General features: G+C 43.3%; 12 protein-coding genes and 1 pseudogene. 5 read left to right on the top strand and 8 right to left on the bottom strand.

Translation table 11 applies throughout. From position 1 onward, the window contains the following. The first annotated feature begins 272 nt into the window (after window positions 1-272). Window positions 273-605 carry a four-helix bundle copper-binding protein gene (locus KNP85_RS14315; RefSeq protein WP_081828355.1) on the top strand — a complete coding sequence of 111 codons (333 nt, stop codon included), beginning with the start codon at window positions 273-275 and terminating at the stop codon, window positions 603-605. 96 nt (window positions 606-701) lie between these two features. Next, window positions 702-2,275, top strand: a protein-coding gene (locus KNP85_RS14310; RefSeq protein ID WP_214803763.1) for an IS3 family transposase whose coding sequence is annotated in 2 segments (ribosomal slippage) — window positions 702-1,341 and window positions 1,341-2,275 — 1,575 coding nt in all. Because the reading frame shifts where the segments join, the coding sequence is not laid out codon by codon here. A gap of 80 nt (window positions 2,276-2,355) precedes the next feature. Here KNP85_RS14310 and KNP85_RS14305 read toward each other — a convergent pair. The 4 genes and pseudogenes from KNP85_RS14305 to KNP85_RS14290 all read right to left on the bottom strand — a co-directional run. Next, window positions 2,356-2,499, bottom strand: a pseudogene (locus tag KNP85_RS14305) (winged helix-turn-helix domain-containing protein); the annotation flags it as partial. Then, window positions 2,500-2,883 carry a hypothetical protein gene (locus KNP85_RS14300; RefSeq protein ID WP_214803766.1) on the bottom strand — a complete coding sequence of 128 codons (384 nt, stop codon included), beginning with the start codon at window positions 2,881-2,883 and terminating at the stop codon, window positions 2,500-2,502. Between the two features lie 137 nt (window positions 2,884-3,020). Then, window positions 3,021-3,227 carry a hypothetical protein gene (locus tag KNP85_RS14295; RefSeq protein ID WP_029596469.1) on the bottom strand — a complete coding sequence of 69 codons (207 nt, stop codon included), beginning with the start codon at window positions 3,225-3,227 and terminating at the stop codon, window positions 3,021-3,023. A 385-nt stretch (window positions 3,228-3,612) separates the two neighbouring features. Next, on the bottom strand, window positions 3,613-4,068 hold the full coding sequence (locus tag KNP85_RS14290) for a JAB domain-containing protein (RefSeq protein WP_214803761.1): 456 nt from the start codon (window positions 4,066-4,068) through the stop codon (window positions 3,613-3,615). A 371-nt stretch (window positions 4,069-4,439) separates the two neighbouring features. Between KNP85_RS14290 and KNP85_RS14285 the strand changes: the two genes are divergently transcribed. Further along, window positions 4,440-4,781, top strand: coding sequence for a YolD-like family protein (locus KNP85_RS14285; RefSeq protein ID WP_251136304.1), 342 nt, complete (start codon window positions 4,440-4,442; stop codon window positions 4,779-4,781). Between the two features lie 174 nt (window positions 4,782-4,955). On the opposite strand, the gene KNP85_RS14280 is transcribed toward KNP85_RS14285, so the two are convergent. The 4 genes from KNP85_RS14280 to KNP85_RS14265 all read right to left on the bottom strand — a co-directional run bounded on the left by KNP85_RS14280 (window position 4,956) and on the right by KNP85_RS14265 (window position 13,967). Then, a complete protein-coding gene (locus KNP85_RS14280; RefSeq protein WP_286038594.1) occupies window positions 4,956-7,559 on the bottom strand; it encodes a DEAD/DEAH box helicase in 2,604 nt (867 codons plus the stop codon). Window positions 7,560-7,972: 413 nt separating this feature from the next. Further along, entirely contained in the window at window positions 7,973-11,140 is a 3,168-nt protein-coding gene (locus tag KNP85_RS14275) for a type I restriction endonuclease subunit R (protein ID WP_214803758.1), read from the bottom strand. 24 nt (window positions 11,141-11,164) lie between these two features. After that, window positions 11,165-12,385, bottom strand: coding sequence for a restriction endonuclease subunit S (locus KNP85_RS15945; RefSeq protein ID WP_214803756.1), 1,221 nt, complete (start codon window positions 12,383-12,385; stop codon window positions 11,165-11,167). After that, complete coding sequence (locus KNP85_RS14265; RefSeq protein WP_214803754.1) at window positions 12,375-13,967, bottom strand: type I restriction-modification system subunit M; 1,593 nt, start codon at window positions 13,965-13,967, stop codon at window positions 12,375-12,377. The genes KNP85_RS15945 and KNP85_RS14265 overlap by 11 nt, the downstream gene beginning before the upstream one ends. A gap of 264 nt (window positions 13,968-14,231) precedes the next feature. Here KNP85_RS14265 and KNP85_RS14260 point away from each other — a divergent pair, with 264 nt between their 5' ends. Both KNP85_RS14260 and KNP85_RS14255 read left to right on the top strand, forming a co-directional pair. Next, window positions 14,232-14,717: a hypothetical protein gene (locus tag KNP85_RS14260; RefSeq protein ID WP_214803752.1), complete on the top strand. Its 486-nt coding sequence runs from the start codon at window positions 14,232-14,234 to the stop codon at window positions 14,715-14,717. Window positions 14,718-14,863: 146 nt separating this feature from the next. Then, complete coding sequence (locus KNP85_RS14255; RefSeq protein WP_214803750.1) at window positions 14,864-16,300, top strand: zinc ribbon domain-containing protein; 1,437 nt, start codon at window positions 14,864-14,866, stop codon at window positions 16,298-16,300. Window positions 16,301-16,506: the final 206 nt, after the last annotated feature.

The following is a 16,506-nucleotide window of genomic DNA, read 5'->3' as shown; positions in this document are numbered from 1 at the left end:
ATTATTCCTCCTAAAGTAATATTTCCTTAAACTTAACATACCCCGATAGGGTATATCAAGTGTTTAGTATCATTTTACTTTATCGCTGTTTCCATGACTCTAATTTAGAAGTTCACAATGACCCCCCCAAAAAAACCGCACCATTGATTTTAATATTTGATTACTTGTCTATAAAATGTGCAGTTTCTATGGAGTTTCGGTATTTCTGTTTAGTTTGGAAAGGAGAGGGAAATCCAGTAAATGAAGCAAAAATAAGAAATGGAGGTTTTAACATGGCTCATGAACAACATCAGGAATTGATTCGGGCATTACATGATTGTGCAGCGGAATGTAACCATTGTTTTGACGCTTGTCTGCAGGAAGACGATGTGAAGATGCTAGCACAGTGCATTCGATTAGACCGGGAATGCGCGGACATTTGTGCATTTTTGGAACATGCCATTACTCACAATTCACCGTTCGTTTCCGAACTGGCAGCCGTTTGCGCAACCATTTGCGAAGCTTGCGCAGAGGAATGTGAGAAGCACGCCGATCATCATGAACATTGCAGACGCTGTGCGGAAGCTTGCCGTAGATGTGCAGAAGCTTGCCGTAACGCCGCATAACCTTACTCAAAAAGGCCCGTCGAAAATATGATATGCTCCCCAATAGGTAGACAGATGAAATAACAAATCTGTTTATCTGATTGGGGAGTGTTTTTTATGGCGAGAAGTCGGCATTCAATCGAACAAAAACTGAGTGCACTACGGATGATGGAAGAAGAAACATATACGTGGAAGGAAATCGAGGAGGCCCACGACGTCTCTGAGCATACCCTCCGGGTGTGGAAAGTGAAATTCGAGACCGGCGGAATCGACGCCTTGAAGGAGTCGAGGACATGGAAACTGTACACAAAGGAACAGAAAATAGCGGCCGTACGTGACTATCTCGATGGGGTCACCATGGTGGAAGTCCTCTCCAGACATCAAATCAGTAGTCGTTCGGTTCTATATCGGTGGATCAAGAAGTATACTAGTCATAGCGAGTTAACAGATTCGAGAAAAGGGATGGATCGAGCTATGACAAAAGGGAGAAAGACCACATTCGAGGAACGCATGGAGATCGTCAGGTATTGCCTGGACAATGGACGGAACTATCAACGGACGGCCGAGATATTCGCCGTGTCGTACCACCAGGTCTACGGCTGGACGAAAAAATATGACGCCGATGGCGTGCACGGGCTCGAGGACCGCCGCGGACGGACGAAGCAAGAAGAGGAACTGACCAACGAAGAGAAGCTCGAACGTCGCATCCAACAGATCGAGCGGGAGAACGAGCGCCTGCGGGCCGAGAACCTGTTCCTAAAAAAGTTAGAGGAGATCGAGAGGAGAGGTTGATCAGCCAAATCCGGCTACAATTGCGTTACATGGCGATTGAGGAAATGTCGACGACCGACACGTTCCCGGTCGTGCTCCTGTGCGAGATTGCGCAGGTCTCACGGGCCGCCTCCTACTATAAATGGTTGAAGCGTACCGTCTCGGTACGCGAGGAGGAGAACCTAAGCCTACTAGAGGACATCCGCCTCCTCTACGACCAGGTGAACGGGACCTACGGCTATCGACGGATCACCATGACGGTCAACCGGAGACGACGCCAGCATGGCCTGCCGGCATACAACGAGAAGCGTATCTATCGTCTCATGCGCATCCATGAGATCCGTTCGGTCATCCGCCAGAAGCGAAAACGGCACAAGAAGTCGTCACCGCAGCATGTGGCCGAGAACCTGATGAACCGAGAATTCAGCGCGTCCCGACCGGACGAGAAGTGGTGCACCGACGTCACCGAGTTCAAATATGGCGCCGGAAGGAAGGCATATCTGAGCGCGATCATCGACCTTTATGACGGCTCGATTGTCGCCTATCGCATCGGGAAATCCAACAACAACGCGCTCGTCTTCCAGACGATGATCCCAGCCATCGCGGGGCTCCGTTCAGGAGCGAGTCCGATGATCCATAGCGACCGGGGGTTCCAATATACCTCGAGAGGGTTCAAACGCATGGTGGAAGACGCGGGGCTGACCCACAGCATGTCCCGGGTCGGACGTTGTCTCGACAACGCCCCGATCGAGGGTTTTTGGGGTACCCTGAAAGTCGAGATGTACTATTTGCGTGAGTTCCAGGCCTACAGCGAACTTACATCAGCCATCGAGACCTACATATCGTTCTACAACCATGATCGTTTCCAGAAACGACTGAACGGCTTGAGCCCTGTAGAATACAGGTCTCAAGCCGCATAGTCCGGTTTTCATTATTTGCCCTGTCTACTTGACGGGGAGCAGTTCAATATTTTCCGACGGACCTTTTCTTTTATCAAGCATCATTCTGCTTCATGGATCCATTTGTAGCCGATTCCCCAAACCGTGAGAAAATGATCATCGACCGGAAAACCGGACTGGCGGATTTTTTCCCGAACATTTCGCACATGCGAATCGATGGTCCGCCCTTCCGTCTCTGAGTCGAATCACCATTCCTTCTCCCATGCCCCGTCTTCAGACATGCCCCAATCCTCGAACCGATACTTGATGAGCCAATGGACATGCATCACCTCATATTCGAATACACCCTTGGATAGCTCTGAGACGACGAAGCTGACGTCCCCATCCGCCACCACCCATGTCCCATATAGATACATTTTCTTGATCGGACGCTCTTCCGCATCCAGGTAAATCAATACCCGGAAATAGGGCGAGTTCAGTCCGTCATCGAACCGGACGACCTTCTCGACGCAATGGTCCTTGGCGACGACACGCATCCAATCGGGATGTTCCATCAGTTCCGAGAACACTATCCGGACGAACGGATCCAACCCTTCGAACGCATAGTCATCAAGCAGCCCCTCGTCCATCACGTCTCACCCCTTCCGGTTCTTTATAGAACGATTCCCCGTAAAAAACCAGTTCAGTCCTTGTTCATGAACCTACAGAAATGAAGACTTTCAAAAAAATGTATACACATATACATGTATACAATGATTCCTTTTTCTTATGTACGACGATTCCGTCGAATCATATTGGTATTGAAGAAGACGGTGAGGTGGGTCAAGCGCTCTCCTTCCTTCACATCACAAAGCAGATCCATGCTCACAAGTTTTAAGTCATCAAAATCTTCTTGAAGCCGGTCAGGAAGGCGTCGAAGCAATACCTCCGTCATCTCGTCCATCGTCTGTTGATCTAGTTGGTAGCTGTCCATCTGAATCATCCTCTCCTGTTGATAGCCTCATGATACCTCGCATCCAAGCAGGCAACATCTCGCCTAATTTCACGTAAGCCCTGGTGTTGTTTCAAACAAGCCCTAAGGCTTGTTTAGAAAACATGGTCATTTTCAATAAACAAACGCTCTTTTCACTTCTGCCATTTCATCAAAAAAATTATGCGACAGACCAAAATAACATCCAATCTTCACACACGAACCATCTCGTTTTCGTCATGCGAAAACGACCCTTTTCCGGATCCTGCTCTATGGATCCAGGCGAGAGCACGCGAGTCGCCCCTCTCGTCAAAGAAAAACGCACGTTTTTCGTCCTTGCCCTTACCGGACGGACCGGGACCGGTCCCCCGGCCCCACTCCATTCCGTTCAACCCATGTAACCTCGCTGTTTCATGCTGACGTACGACTCGTCCGCACCGAGGATGAGATGGTCGAGCACCGGGATGCCGATGAGGTCACCCGCTTCATGTAACCGTTCAGAGACGAGGATGTCCTCCCGGCTCGGTGTCGGGTCCCCGCTCGGATGTTGGTGGCAGACGATGAGGCATGAGGCGTTGTTCAGGATGGCGCATTTGAAGACCTCCCGTGGGTGGACGACGCTCGAGTTGACGCTCCCGACATGCGCCCGATGGACGCCGATGACCCGGTTCTTCGTGTTGAGCATGATGACGAGGAACACTTCACGGTCGTCGTCTCCGATGAACGATGCGCCGATTTGTCGGGCACTGTCCGGCGAGTGGATGATGGCGTGCTCGAGGGCGACCATCTCCTCGCGAACCTCTTGCTTGATACGGATGACCTCGATGATGGCGGATAGTTCCATGATGATTTGTCCCCTTTCGGATAAGCTGTCCTCAGAACGAACACCATTGTGCGTCCTGTTGACGGGAACGCAGCGAGCGTCGGGAGACGGTGCAAGGGCGACCGCAGGGAGAGCCTCAAAAAAATGCGTAGAGCGCACATAAGTCCAGGCTTCCGTAGCCAACGAGCGAAAAGCCTCGCTTTGAGCCAAAAGCGAAGGAAGACGGGCCGGAGGGCGCGCCATTTTTTTGACGTTCCTTGCACCGACGACCAGCGAGCTAGAGTACGGAAACAGGACGCACGGATCACCAATCACGAAATAGGCTGTTCAAACGAGATAAATCGGGTATAAAATAAGAACAAACGTTCGTTTTATGGAAAGGAGAAATTGTAATGACGATGTATCGCGACCGAGGTGAGTTGAAATGGATCCCCTTCCTCATGCCCGAGCACAAGGCGCTGCTGACGAAATACTATAAAGAGATTCAAAAAATTGAGATGCCCGATGTCGATGAACAGGTCTTATCGGTCTATGAGAATGTGCTGAATGACGCGATCTTCAGCGGGAATATGGTGGAGGTGAAATATGTGGAGGAGCGGGAGATGAAACGATTCAAAGGGTTTGTGCACCGGACGAACTACATGGAGCGGACCGTCGAGCTGGCCAATCAGCGGGACGGGATTATCCAGGTGCCATTCGAAGCAATCATTCACGTGGAACAATCGATGGACTAATGTTCTGGAGGTTTTCCGAAGTCTGTGTAGCGAAACAAAGTGTCACTCCTCGACTTTTCAAAATTCAAAAGGAAGAGTATGATTACTCTTCCTTTTGAATTTAATAAAATAGCAATCATATTAAAGGACTTATGTCATCTGAAAACCGTATCTTCTCAAAAAAATTGCATAATTTTAATGTTGCTCTAACTCATCAAGAGACTTTTTCTTGAAAATTGTTTCAATGTCACGCAATGTTAATTTTTCTTTAATTAGAGTATTTGCAATATGTTCTTTATGAAAAAGATTTGGCTCTTTATCCTTCGTTAAAACAGAACGAATCATTCTTAATGAACTTGTTGCTTCCAATGCTAATTTTCTAATATCGGATGTATCGATGTGAAATAATCCTCTTGATTGTGGTAATGCATCTTTACGGATTGTAGTTTTTTGACTAACTACGGCAACATCAATTGATGCACCCTCTGGTAATGGTATGCTCTCTGTCGTCCATTTTCTATGTCCATCTGCTTGTCTGCATGCGTCACTATATATAGGATCATCTTTATCTTCTTGGGTCTTTGCTTCAAATACGAAAAATTTGTCCCTGATGTACCATATTCCATCTGGGGTCGTATCTCCCTCAGGAAGAAGTGACTCAAAGCCAAGAACCACACCTAACTGTTTCAAGCCTTTTTCAAATTTTTTTGCGTCGTCATTGCTGACTAATTCCATCACTTGTTTCATGTGTTTCTCAAATGAACCCCCAAATAGTCCTAAATCATTCAATAACGTTTCTACATTTTCTGTTTGTGTCGCAAGATAGAAATCGACTTCTGGAATATCTTTTTCCATAGGGACAGTACGAATTAAGTCTGCCATCCACGTAATTCCATGGGAGAGTTTTAAGGCGGAAGAATAATAATTTCTATCAAGATTGTCATCAATATCAATAAATTTCTTAGACAAATATGCTGTATTGCCTCCAATGTAATACCACCAGGCACGATACCCATTTAAATCTTTACCACCACTCAAATTCTCGTGTATTAATTTTACTTTTTCAAGAGCTCTATCTAGCTCTTTTTTCCACAATGCATAAGAAAAATCAATTTCATTTTCAACATTGAGTATCAGCTTTTTCACTGCGGGCTTAGGTTTTTTTTCAAATTCCTCACGAATTTCTATGATAGCCTCATTGATTCCAGAAAAGTATTCTTTATCGTTTACAAAATCGTTCATAAAATCAACCATTTCATCAACCGATTGAATCATCGCCGAGTTACTAAGCCCAAACTCAATCTCCGCTTGAATCTCCGGATGAAAACCAACTAAATTCTCTTTCTTCGAACAAAATTTTAATAAATTGGGATCGAGCATGATCACGTTTGCAAAATCATCATTAGATCGCGTGCATCTTCCCAGTGCCTGGGTGATTCTCGTTTTCACCAGTTCTCCTAAGACAGCATTTGCATTTAATCTATTCCACAAAAAACCTTCTTGCAAGTTCGTTGCTTCAGGCATTCCATATATGATTTGTAACCGGCATATGTCTCCAGATAAATCTATACCGTCATATCTATTAGTCAAAATGAGAACCACTTTTTCTCTTGTTGTAAATGGTTCTAAGCTGTCTTCTATCGATAGAGAATCTAAAATAGTAAAATCGGGAAGCTCGATTTTTAGTTTTCTAACAAAAATATTAGCAGTTCGATTATCTGGGCAAAGCACCAGTGCCCTACCTTGATTTCGAATCGCGCCAAACGCTACTTTAACACTTTCATCTTGGGTGAGAATTCTATTTGGAAATAAGATTAACCTTCTTCCGTTACTATACTTATCCCATCCTTTAGGAACTGGAATTTTTCTGATTTTTCTAACCCCCGAAATTCTCTCCAACTCTCCTCCTTCTCCTAATGTTGCAGACATATAAATCCTTTGTTTTGCATTGTTAAAAGCTGAATGAGTTTGTGTAGGTGGGATTAGAGGTCTAATATTAATCTCTCCCAATGAGAAGAACATCTGACAAGCTTCTAAATTCTGACTGATTTTCGACCATGGATACTTTGCATTACCGCATTCAGATATATTAGCTTCAAGTAATTCGATTAATTGAGGGAGTTTATCTAGATACTTTGGATACGGTATAAGATCATACATGGATTTATAGCCTTCACTTCCTCCATTCATCAGTTTAATGTAAGTATATTCGGAAATATCTTCTTTAAATAATTCAATGATACTTTCAAAAACTTCTTTATTGTCTTGTCTTTTAATTTCAACTGTCCACAGGGATGAAATATAATTTTCTGCGGAATGCGCATCATCTAAAAGAATCGTACTGGCATCATCCATTTTATATGGATTTGTATTAAAAACAGCACTATATGTAGTCACTCCAATAGCTTTACTGGTTACATAATTTCCATATTCACTTTCAGAATAATTATTTTGCGACCCAATGAGCAAACTTACTGGCAATCCATATTCTTGACCCTTCAAGTAAACTTGTTTCGCTAATTGTTTAGTCGGACATAAATAAAGTACTCGATCTTGGTGACATCTTCTTCTATATTCAGCAATTAATAACCCAATAAGCGTTTTACCAGTTCCCGTAGGCAGCTCTATAGCAACATCAGAACCTGTCTTAAAGTCATTATAATATGCGCGTAAAATGTCGGCTTGCTGAGACCATAAGCCTTTAATATTTGGAATCTGTAATTCTCTAAATATTGTTTCAGGGTCTTTTTCGACTACCTTTACAACCTTCGGCTTGATGAATTCAAATTTTTTCCTCACAAAACTCAACTCCTTTTTTTGATTTCTTATTCTCATAGAATATAAATCAGAAATTTATAAAGACTTGTATTACACCTCAAACTGACTTTTCGATTACTTGTTTTCTATTTGATTATTAATATATCCTTCTAAGAATTATTAAATGTAGTTTATCCGAGCAAGAAACCCTTAAGCAGTGTCTCAAAAAGCATGTATTATCAAATACGCATAGAGGAATATTCGTTCTGAAAACATGTTTACAGGTGCAAAAGTCTTGTTAGTTTTTTAACAAGTCGTCACTCTATTAATCATATTTTATTTTTTTCAAACAAGACTGTTGAGGGGATTCCTAAAGCGTAGGAAATGAAAATTTTGTTGCTTCAAAACACAAAAAGTCACAAGACCATATCCAGGTCTTATGACTTTGATTTTTTTTAGCGAAGCTCTTGGCTGAGCGGGATGACGGTCTCGTCTAACGTAATTCGCCATTCTCGCTTCATTGCCGGCCCATATTTTAGAGGCATGGCTTCAGGATTGGATCCCTTGTAACTTGCGAAGTCTTTACTGTTGATGATACCGCCGATGTTTGGAATCGGGTCGGCACCGATATTGTATTGAACGGCTGAGGCGTATAGTTCTCTCTCCTTCACAAACCAAGTCTCAGCAAAATCACGGACGGCTTGTTCGTAGGCAGCTGTGAAGTAACTTCGCTTTAATGCGAAGATATCATCTTCTTTGATTTCACCACTATCAATTGCATTTAAGATTGAGCGGTATACTTCTTTGACGACCTCAGACTTGTTCAACTTCTGGAGCGCCTTCTCGATTTCAGAACGGACGTCGGCATTATTGGCCGAATAGGTGCCGAGTAACTTGTCGATATAGCTCGAGTCGACATCATAGAGCCTCGCGGTATTGTCCCCATAGAACTCGATATCCGAGAAATCAGGCGTGTTGTCCGGGTCTCTACCGTCAGGGTCAGGCTCTTCCAGTAATGAGCCTTTGATCGTATTGTAACTGCCGACGAAATCCTCGACCGTCTTCACTTGGTCCTGGAGGCTCTTCGATTTCTCCATGTCATCGTTATACTCGTCGTAGGTGACGAGTGCCTCGAAAGCGTTGCTCAGCTCCTGGAATGCCTTGACGTACTCGATTCGCTCCTCCAAAGTCGAGTGTTCATCAATCTCACCAGGCTCGGCAGCCAATTCAAGCAGCTCCTTATGCGCTTTCTTGAATCGCTTCTTCGACTCCTCGTAAGTCGGATAGACAAGACTCGAATCGTCGTTCTCATTCGAATAGAGGCGGGTAGCATCCTGGACGTTCTTCTCCATGAGCGCCGGCTTCCGGAACGTGACAATCAATCCTTTCGTCTTACCCGGGAAGGTCCGGTTCGTCCGGGAGAACGCCTGAATCAGGTTCGCATAGCTCAGGTTCCGGTCAACGAAGAGCGTTTGGATCGTCGGCGCATCGAAGCCGGTTAGCAGTCGGTCGACGACGATGACGAGGTCGATCTGGTTCCCGTACTCCTTGAACTCGGCCTTTTTACGGGCGAGACGGTTGTTGATATCCCCGTTGTAGCGCTCGATGTCCTCGATCGACCACGCCGTTCCATAATAGGTGTTATAGTCACGGATGACTTGTCGCATCTCGTCCTCGACCTGTTTTGAGTTGTCTTCATTCTCCTGCATCGAGTAGGTGATGGCAATCCGTGGGAAGTCCGGATCGTCGATGGTACGACCTTTTCTGATTGGTTGGCCGGCGAACTCATTCGTCATCCAGTCCGGGTCTTGCTTCATCGTCTGGATAGCCTGATAATAGCGTTTCGCCATCGCAATCGAGCTCGTCGTCAGAATCGCTGACTTCTGCGGGCGCCCGTTCTTGAAGTCGAACTTCGTATAGGCGTTGTCCGGGCGGAACATCTTATGAATGACCTTCTGGATATGCTCGTCCCGCTCGTACAGGTCGTTCGGGATATGCTTCTCCTTCTCCATCGCGTCCATCTGATCGATGAGCTCATTCAACTCGTTATCGGAAAGGTCGGCATGCCTCTCGTCCTGACGGAGGATGCTGAAGATGCGGTTGTTCAGCGAGGTCGGTTCGATCGTGTCCTCATGCTCGACCTGGAAGCCGAGCACGGCCCCGTCCTCGAGCGCGTTCTTAATCGTATACGAATGGAGTAGCTCCCCATACTGGTCACGGGTCGTCCGGGCGAGCTGGCCTTGCGCCTGTTTCTTGTTCTCGTTGAAGATCGGTGTCCCGGTGAACCCGAACCAGGTCGAGTTCGGGAAGAATCCTTTGATGGCCTCCATCCCTTCCGCGCTAAGCGCTCGGTGACACTCATCGACGACGAAGACGATATGTTGCCCGATAAGTTTTTGGAAGCGGTGTGTGCCCTTCTCCTCTTCCTGCTTCTGTGCGATTCGGAGCGCCGCCTCGAGCTTCTGACGCGTTGTGATGATGACCGTGTTCGAGTTCGTATCGGACAGGAGCGTCTCGCTCAGTTTCTTCGAACTCGACGTCCCGACAATCAGACTGTTGGCCGCGGCGTTCCCCGACGAGATGCCGGTGTTGAACTCCGAGGCGAACTTCGTGAACTCGCTCGTCGTCTGGCTGTCGAGGTCCTTCCGGTCGATCAACATGATGGTCCGGTCGACCCCGGGCTTCCGCGCGAGGAGTTTCGTCGAGACGAAACTCGTCAACGTCTTCCCGGACCCCGTCGCGTGCCAGACGAAGCCTGACTCATGTTTCATCGCAGATGTGAAGAGCGCCTCGATGGCATGGATTTGATATGGATGCAGGACCATGAGTGCCTTGTTGTCCTGGTCCTCACTGACAATCGTGTAGTTCGCGATCAAGCGATGCGCGTCCGGGATGTTCAACATCTGTTTCACGAACTCATACAGGTTGTCGACTTTCCGGTTCTCGGTCGTGCGCCAGCTGAAGACGAACTTGCGATGCATGTCCTTCGGGAGTGCGTTCGCGAAGTAGCGCGTCGTCTGCTCGTTCGAGATGACGAAGAGCTGTAGCGTCGAGAAGATGTTGTTACGGAACAGCCCTTCCTCGGCGTACTTCTTGATTTGGTTGTGCGCCTGATACACCCCGTCCTTCGCCGTCACCTTTTTCAACTCGATTTGGACAATCGGGAGGCCGTTGATGAGGAGGGTCACATCGAAACGTCGGTCACGTCCGTCCTCGTCCACCTTTTGTTTAGCGATTTGATGGACGACCTCATATGTCGAGATACCGCCCCCGATGTCACGGTTCGAGTAGAGGATGAGTGATATCGAGCCGAGCGAGGGATCCTCCCGCTCGATGGTGATGCGGGCGATACCGTTCTCTCCCTTCAACCAGCGTGCCGCGTCGAACGGCGTCTGCGTCCTCGAGAGGAGCTCCGTCTTGATGGTGTCGAACTCCTTGTCCGTGATTGGATGTTCACCAATCTCTGATAGGTTATTGCGCGTGATTTTATGGCGGAGGTTGTCCCATAGGTCCGCCTCCGATTTCAAGTCCGGCCGATAGTTCCATTGGTTGTGCCCTTCCCCGAGCACTTCGATCAGTCGATGTTCGACCGCCAGTTCATCACTATGTGTCGTCTTCACCACGATTCCCCTTTTCGTCTCATTCGATTATACGAACATCTTTTGAAGAAAGCCTTTCTTCGTTTCCTTTAAAGCCTCGAGCTCTTTTTCTTTCAACTCGATGACCTCATCCAGCTGTCTAAAGAATTCACCGATTTTAACTTGTTCTTCATTATTCGGTGGCAACAAAATATTTTTCTCTAGTAACTCGCTTTTTGTAATCCCTTTAATCGAAGTACCTTGAACATTGTATAGCTCTCGTTGCAGGATTCTATATAGTGAGTAAACCGTAAACCATTTGTCCGACTTCAAATTACTCAGCGATACAAAATCTTGACTCGTCGAATAATCGTATTCAATTAATGCTAATTTCCCAACTCCTACTCTAGTTACTACTGCAATTGAGTCTTTTGGGATTAATTTTGTTGCTGACGATTTTACTGCTTCTTCACTGATTGTTTTTTTAGGAAAAACCTCATACACTTTATGTTGAGTGATATCTGAACTTTGAATCCATGGAATATCTCCGCTCCAAAATCTTTTTTCAGCAGTTTTCGGTGTTCCCCCTCCAAAAGTCTCAGTCGCAATCTCGCTAATTTTTTTTGTTTCCCAATTCTCTTCAAAATCGTTGAAGCGTATTGCAGGAATAACTTCCGCTTCTTTCGGAAACATTTTTTGCAAGAAACCTTTTTTGGTTTGTTTGAGGGCTTCTAGTTCTTGCTGATGAAGAGAGAGAGTTTCATCGATTTTTTTTAAAAAAACTCCAATTCTCTGTTGTTCTTCAATACATGGAATTAAAATAGGAGTTTCTCTGATAGTTTTTAAACCTAAATTTTTTATTGTAGATCCAGTTAAATTATTCAAAAAATAATTTATTACTCTACTTGTTTGAAGCATTTGATAAACAAATTTTTTGTCAAAAGACGAGATATTGATATAAGCAACACTTTTCCCCAACATAATTTTTTCTTCTCTATACCAAGCTAAATTTCCAATCGTTCCATTAATAGACATTAAAATAGTATTTAAATTTAATTCTCTATCTGCCTGAGTCTTTTGACTACAATTTACGTACTTTGTATTAGAGTTTAAAGTGATTTCCCCATTAATCAAGTTATTCCCATTGATAAATGCAATTTCTCCATCTTCGGAATACACGGGAGTTCCATGAAGGCCATCTCCAATTTTTGAAGAACCATCCTCTAATTTTTTTATATTCCAATCTTTTTCAAAATTAAAAAAGCGTATTTTTGGTTTTTTATTTTTCACACTTAAACACCTCTAATGCACCTTGAATCCAATCCTCATTTTCCTCGGTAGACTGCAGTGAAGAAATCATCTCAAAAATATTCGCTTCCAACCCCGCTTTCTTTTCACGAACTACTTTCAGTTCTTTCCCGATTGATGCCAAATCTATTTGTTCTTCTTCTTCAAAAGTATCGACATATCTTGGAATATTGAGGTTAAAATCATTTTTTTTGATTTCATCGAAGCTAGCGACATAAGCATATTTCGCAACGGTCTCTCGCTTTTTGTACGTCTCAACGATTCGGTCGATGTGCTCGGTTGAAAGCTTGTTCCGATTTTTCTCTTTGGTAAAGTCTTTGCTCGCATCGATGAAGAGAACATCCCGTGTCTCACGGTTCTTCTTCAAGATGACGACTGTCGTCGGAATCGATGTTCCAAAGAACATGTTTCCTGGTAACCCGATGACCGCGTCGATACTTCCATCTTCCAACAGCTTCTTACGAATGACGCCCTCTGCCGCTCCTCGGAAAAGAATCCCGTGAGGCAAGACAATCGCCATCGTCCCGGAATCTTTCAAATGATAAAAACCATGGAGAAGGAAGGCGAAGTCTGCTTTCGTCTTCGGTGCCAGCTTGCCGTATCGGTTGAAACGTGAATCATCGAGGAACGTATCGTCTGCTGACCATTTTGCTGAATACGGTGGGTTCATGAGGACCGAGTCGAACGTGTACGGCTCATCTGTCGGCCAGTCTTTGTTCAGTGTGTCCCCATTACGTAGACGCATGTCTTCACTGTCTACACCGTGTAGAATCAAGTTCATCTTCGCCAAGTTGAACGTCGTCGTGTTCAGCTCTTGACCATGATACTTCACGCTGTCCGGATAGTTAAGATAGTTCCGGACGTTCAACATGAGAGACCCAGATCCCATCGTCGGGTCAAAGACGCTGAAGAGTTTCTTGTCTTCTTGTCCGAGGGCAACGATTTGGGCCATCATGTCTGAGACTTGATGAGGTGTATAGAATTCTCCCGCTTTTTTCCCAGCCTCTGAGGCGAATTGGCTGATCAAGAACTCATATGCGTCACCGATGACATCGCCACCGTAGCCCACTAAGTCAACGTACGCCAACTTCTTCAATACTTCGGTGATAGTGATATTCCGTTGCTGATCATCCGAACCGAGCTTCTTCGATTTCAAGTCGACGTCATCAAATAGACCGTTAAATTGCTCATATTTTGAGGCCAACTCGACGAATGCCTTGTTGAGATCATTCAATTGGAAGATGTTTTGCTGTGCATGGTCGGCCAAGACATTGAAGAGATACTCTGGCGCGATGTCGTACCCGAGTGTGTCGACCAACGTCTCGATCAAGTCTTCTTTGATTTCATCATCCGATATCAGATCTATGTAGAGTTCCGTCTGTTTCTTCTGCGTGTCATATTCCTCTAGTGAGGCATCCGCGCTCACGACCACCTTCTCCAAGAGTTTGTCTGAGAGATACTTATAGAAGATGAGGCCTAGCAAATAGTTTTTGTATTCTGAGGCGTCCATTTTGCTGCGAAGGTTGTCCGCTGCGCTGAACAGTTTTTGGTTCAATGCTGACATGTTTATTTCTCCTGTCTAATATTCGAAGTTTAGTGATAAAAAACTATTCCACACTAAGAATTATAACGTTTCTGCTAGATTTCCGAAAGCAGAGCCTTACCCAATATTTTACACACCATTTTGCTTGATCACATTTATAATAGTAGAAAATACTCATGAAAAGTCATTTCGGATAATTACCTCCTTTATTCTACACAGTTATGTAATTCTCCATTACAAATGACTTTCGTACAACATCAAACTTATGTAACGGGAGGAATTAGGATGCACAAAAAAGATGATTCTCTCGACAAGAAGGAATTTCAGGAGTCAGAGTTAAAGAACAAGCGTCGTCAGTCTTTAGCTTTAGAGCCAACCATTCCGCTTAGTGAATTAACACTAACAGACCCTATCATGAAAGTGACGCTATGGATCGGGAGTTTTGGCGTTTATAACGAGTCCATTTTGACTTTTCATTCGAACGGTTTCGTTAAACGAGAACTCTTGATCCTTAAAACGTTTGGCAAGGAACAACGGATAGAATCCGGTTGGTACAACCAGGATGACTCTGCAAAAGTCTTAAAGAAATTCAATTCTTTTAAGACGCATCTCTGGCCGGAGCTGTTCGTAGAAACAGAAACAATCACTCACGATGGGACGCAGTGGAAGTTGGAGGTCTGTAAGACGGGGGAGGAGACTCGTTCCTATACCGGCAGCAATGCTTACCCACTGAAGTGGAAGTCCCTCAAAAAATTGTTCGGCCACTATTAATTGTCTCTTTATATTATTTAGAAAACCCTAGAATAAGACTTTGAAAAACAAAATTAGAATTCTATTTTTTTAAAATGAACTCCCTATAAGAATAATTAATGCTAAAATAATCATTAAATTAGTTGATTTTGTAAGGGGGATTTCAGTTGCCAGTCTGTAAAATGTGTGAAAGTGATAACCATTTATTTCGAAAGACCTGTAAAAAGTGTGGTCACGCCTTAAATATTGAAGAAGGAAACAAATGTGCTGTTTGCAATCAATTAAACGGCCCATTTGCCAAAAAATGTCGTGCATGCAATACAGAATTGAATTCTCATACATATGAGCATGAAGTAGATAAAAAAAAGAAAGATTCTTCGTATGTTCACACTAAAAAAAGAGAACAAAAGGTCCAACAATTCCACGATTTGCTGAAAACATCTTATTTACATAAAGATAATTTGTTTGTTGGAATATCATATGAGATTTCTCTCAACCAAGACCTAATAGTATTTAAACTAGCTGAAGTAACGTATAAATTTGAAGAAATTAACGATTTGAAATACATCTTCAATATGAAGTACAATCAAATACCTCAATCTATAAAAGACAATATTGTTACTATATTTAAACCAATGATGAATAAATATGTACGTCAAAATGAAGTATCTTTATTAAATAACAATCTAGGATTTGAGAATTTTTTAATGACCTTTGTTAACAAAGATGGACAATTAGCAGGCGCAACGCATTTACCAATATTTGAAAATGAATTACTTCACTACTTCAATTTGATTTTAGAAACCTGTAAAAGTAGTGATTCACATATAGATATGTATGAATCTGAAGTTTCAAGCTTTGAGCAAAGTCGACAAAGTGAAGACTTCGAGTATGATTCAATGTTCGATAAATTTGAAGAAGAGACTCTGGTATATCACGACTATGTGTACAAATTAATTCAAAAGGATAAAGAAAATAGAACTTATAGAATCGGTAGTAAATTGGTTCATATAAAAGTAAACATAATTGAAAAAACTTTTACGTTCACTTACCTAAACCAATCTTTAGTAATTACTGATGATGAGTCTCCATTCACCTCTATTTTACTAATTAATTGGATGATGAATCACAAAATAATAACAACTACTTTAGAAGACCAATTAAATAAATATTCTTCAGATACCCACAAATTTAAAGTTGAGAAAAGTCCAGATTATGATGCTAAGACATATAGCTCTTTAACAATAAATGGATTCTCAATCACGCCTCTAGGGTTGAATACCATCCTAATCAATTTTCCTTTAATCAGTGCTCACATCGTAGAACCAATTCATCCCAAAATGGAATATCTTGATTTTAAATTCCTTATAGATTTATATACTTCTTTTGCAGCTAATAATTTGATACTCCAACAAATTAGAATGATTGAGGACTCTACAGAAAGACGCGTATCAATCCATAGAATTATAAATGATAGCTGCATTATAAATGTTCGATCTAAAAACACCATAATGTCTGATATTATACTCTCTCCGAGTACTACAAATGAACATGTATTGAAATTTATTGATAAGATAAATTTTATAGACCAAGTTATTAAATAATTTTATTCTTCATCATAAATAATCTAGATACATCTCAAAATTAAAATATATCTAGACTGTTTAGAATCGCTGTATACAATTCGACGTCGAAAACGTATACAGTGTATGATTTTATCCCATCTTGTGTTTAGTCACTAATTAAGAGAAAATGAAATAGAAATGACTTTATTCTATATTCATTCAAAGTTAAATAAACTTATTGATAA

This window comes from Exiguobacterium sp. s194, assembly GCF_018618275.1.
Lineage (GTDB): Bacteria > Bacillota > Bacilli > Exiguobacteriales > Exiguobacteriaceae > Exiguobacterium > Exiguobacterium chiriqhucha.
Note: the sequence above shows the minus strand (reverse complement) of the source record. Positions and strands in the feature narration are given on the sequence as shown.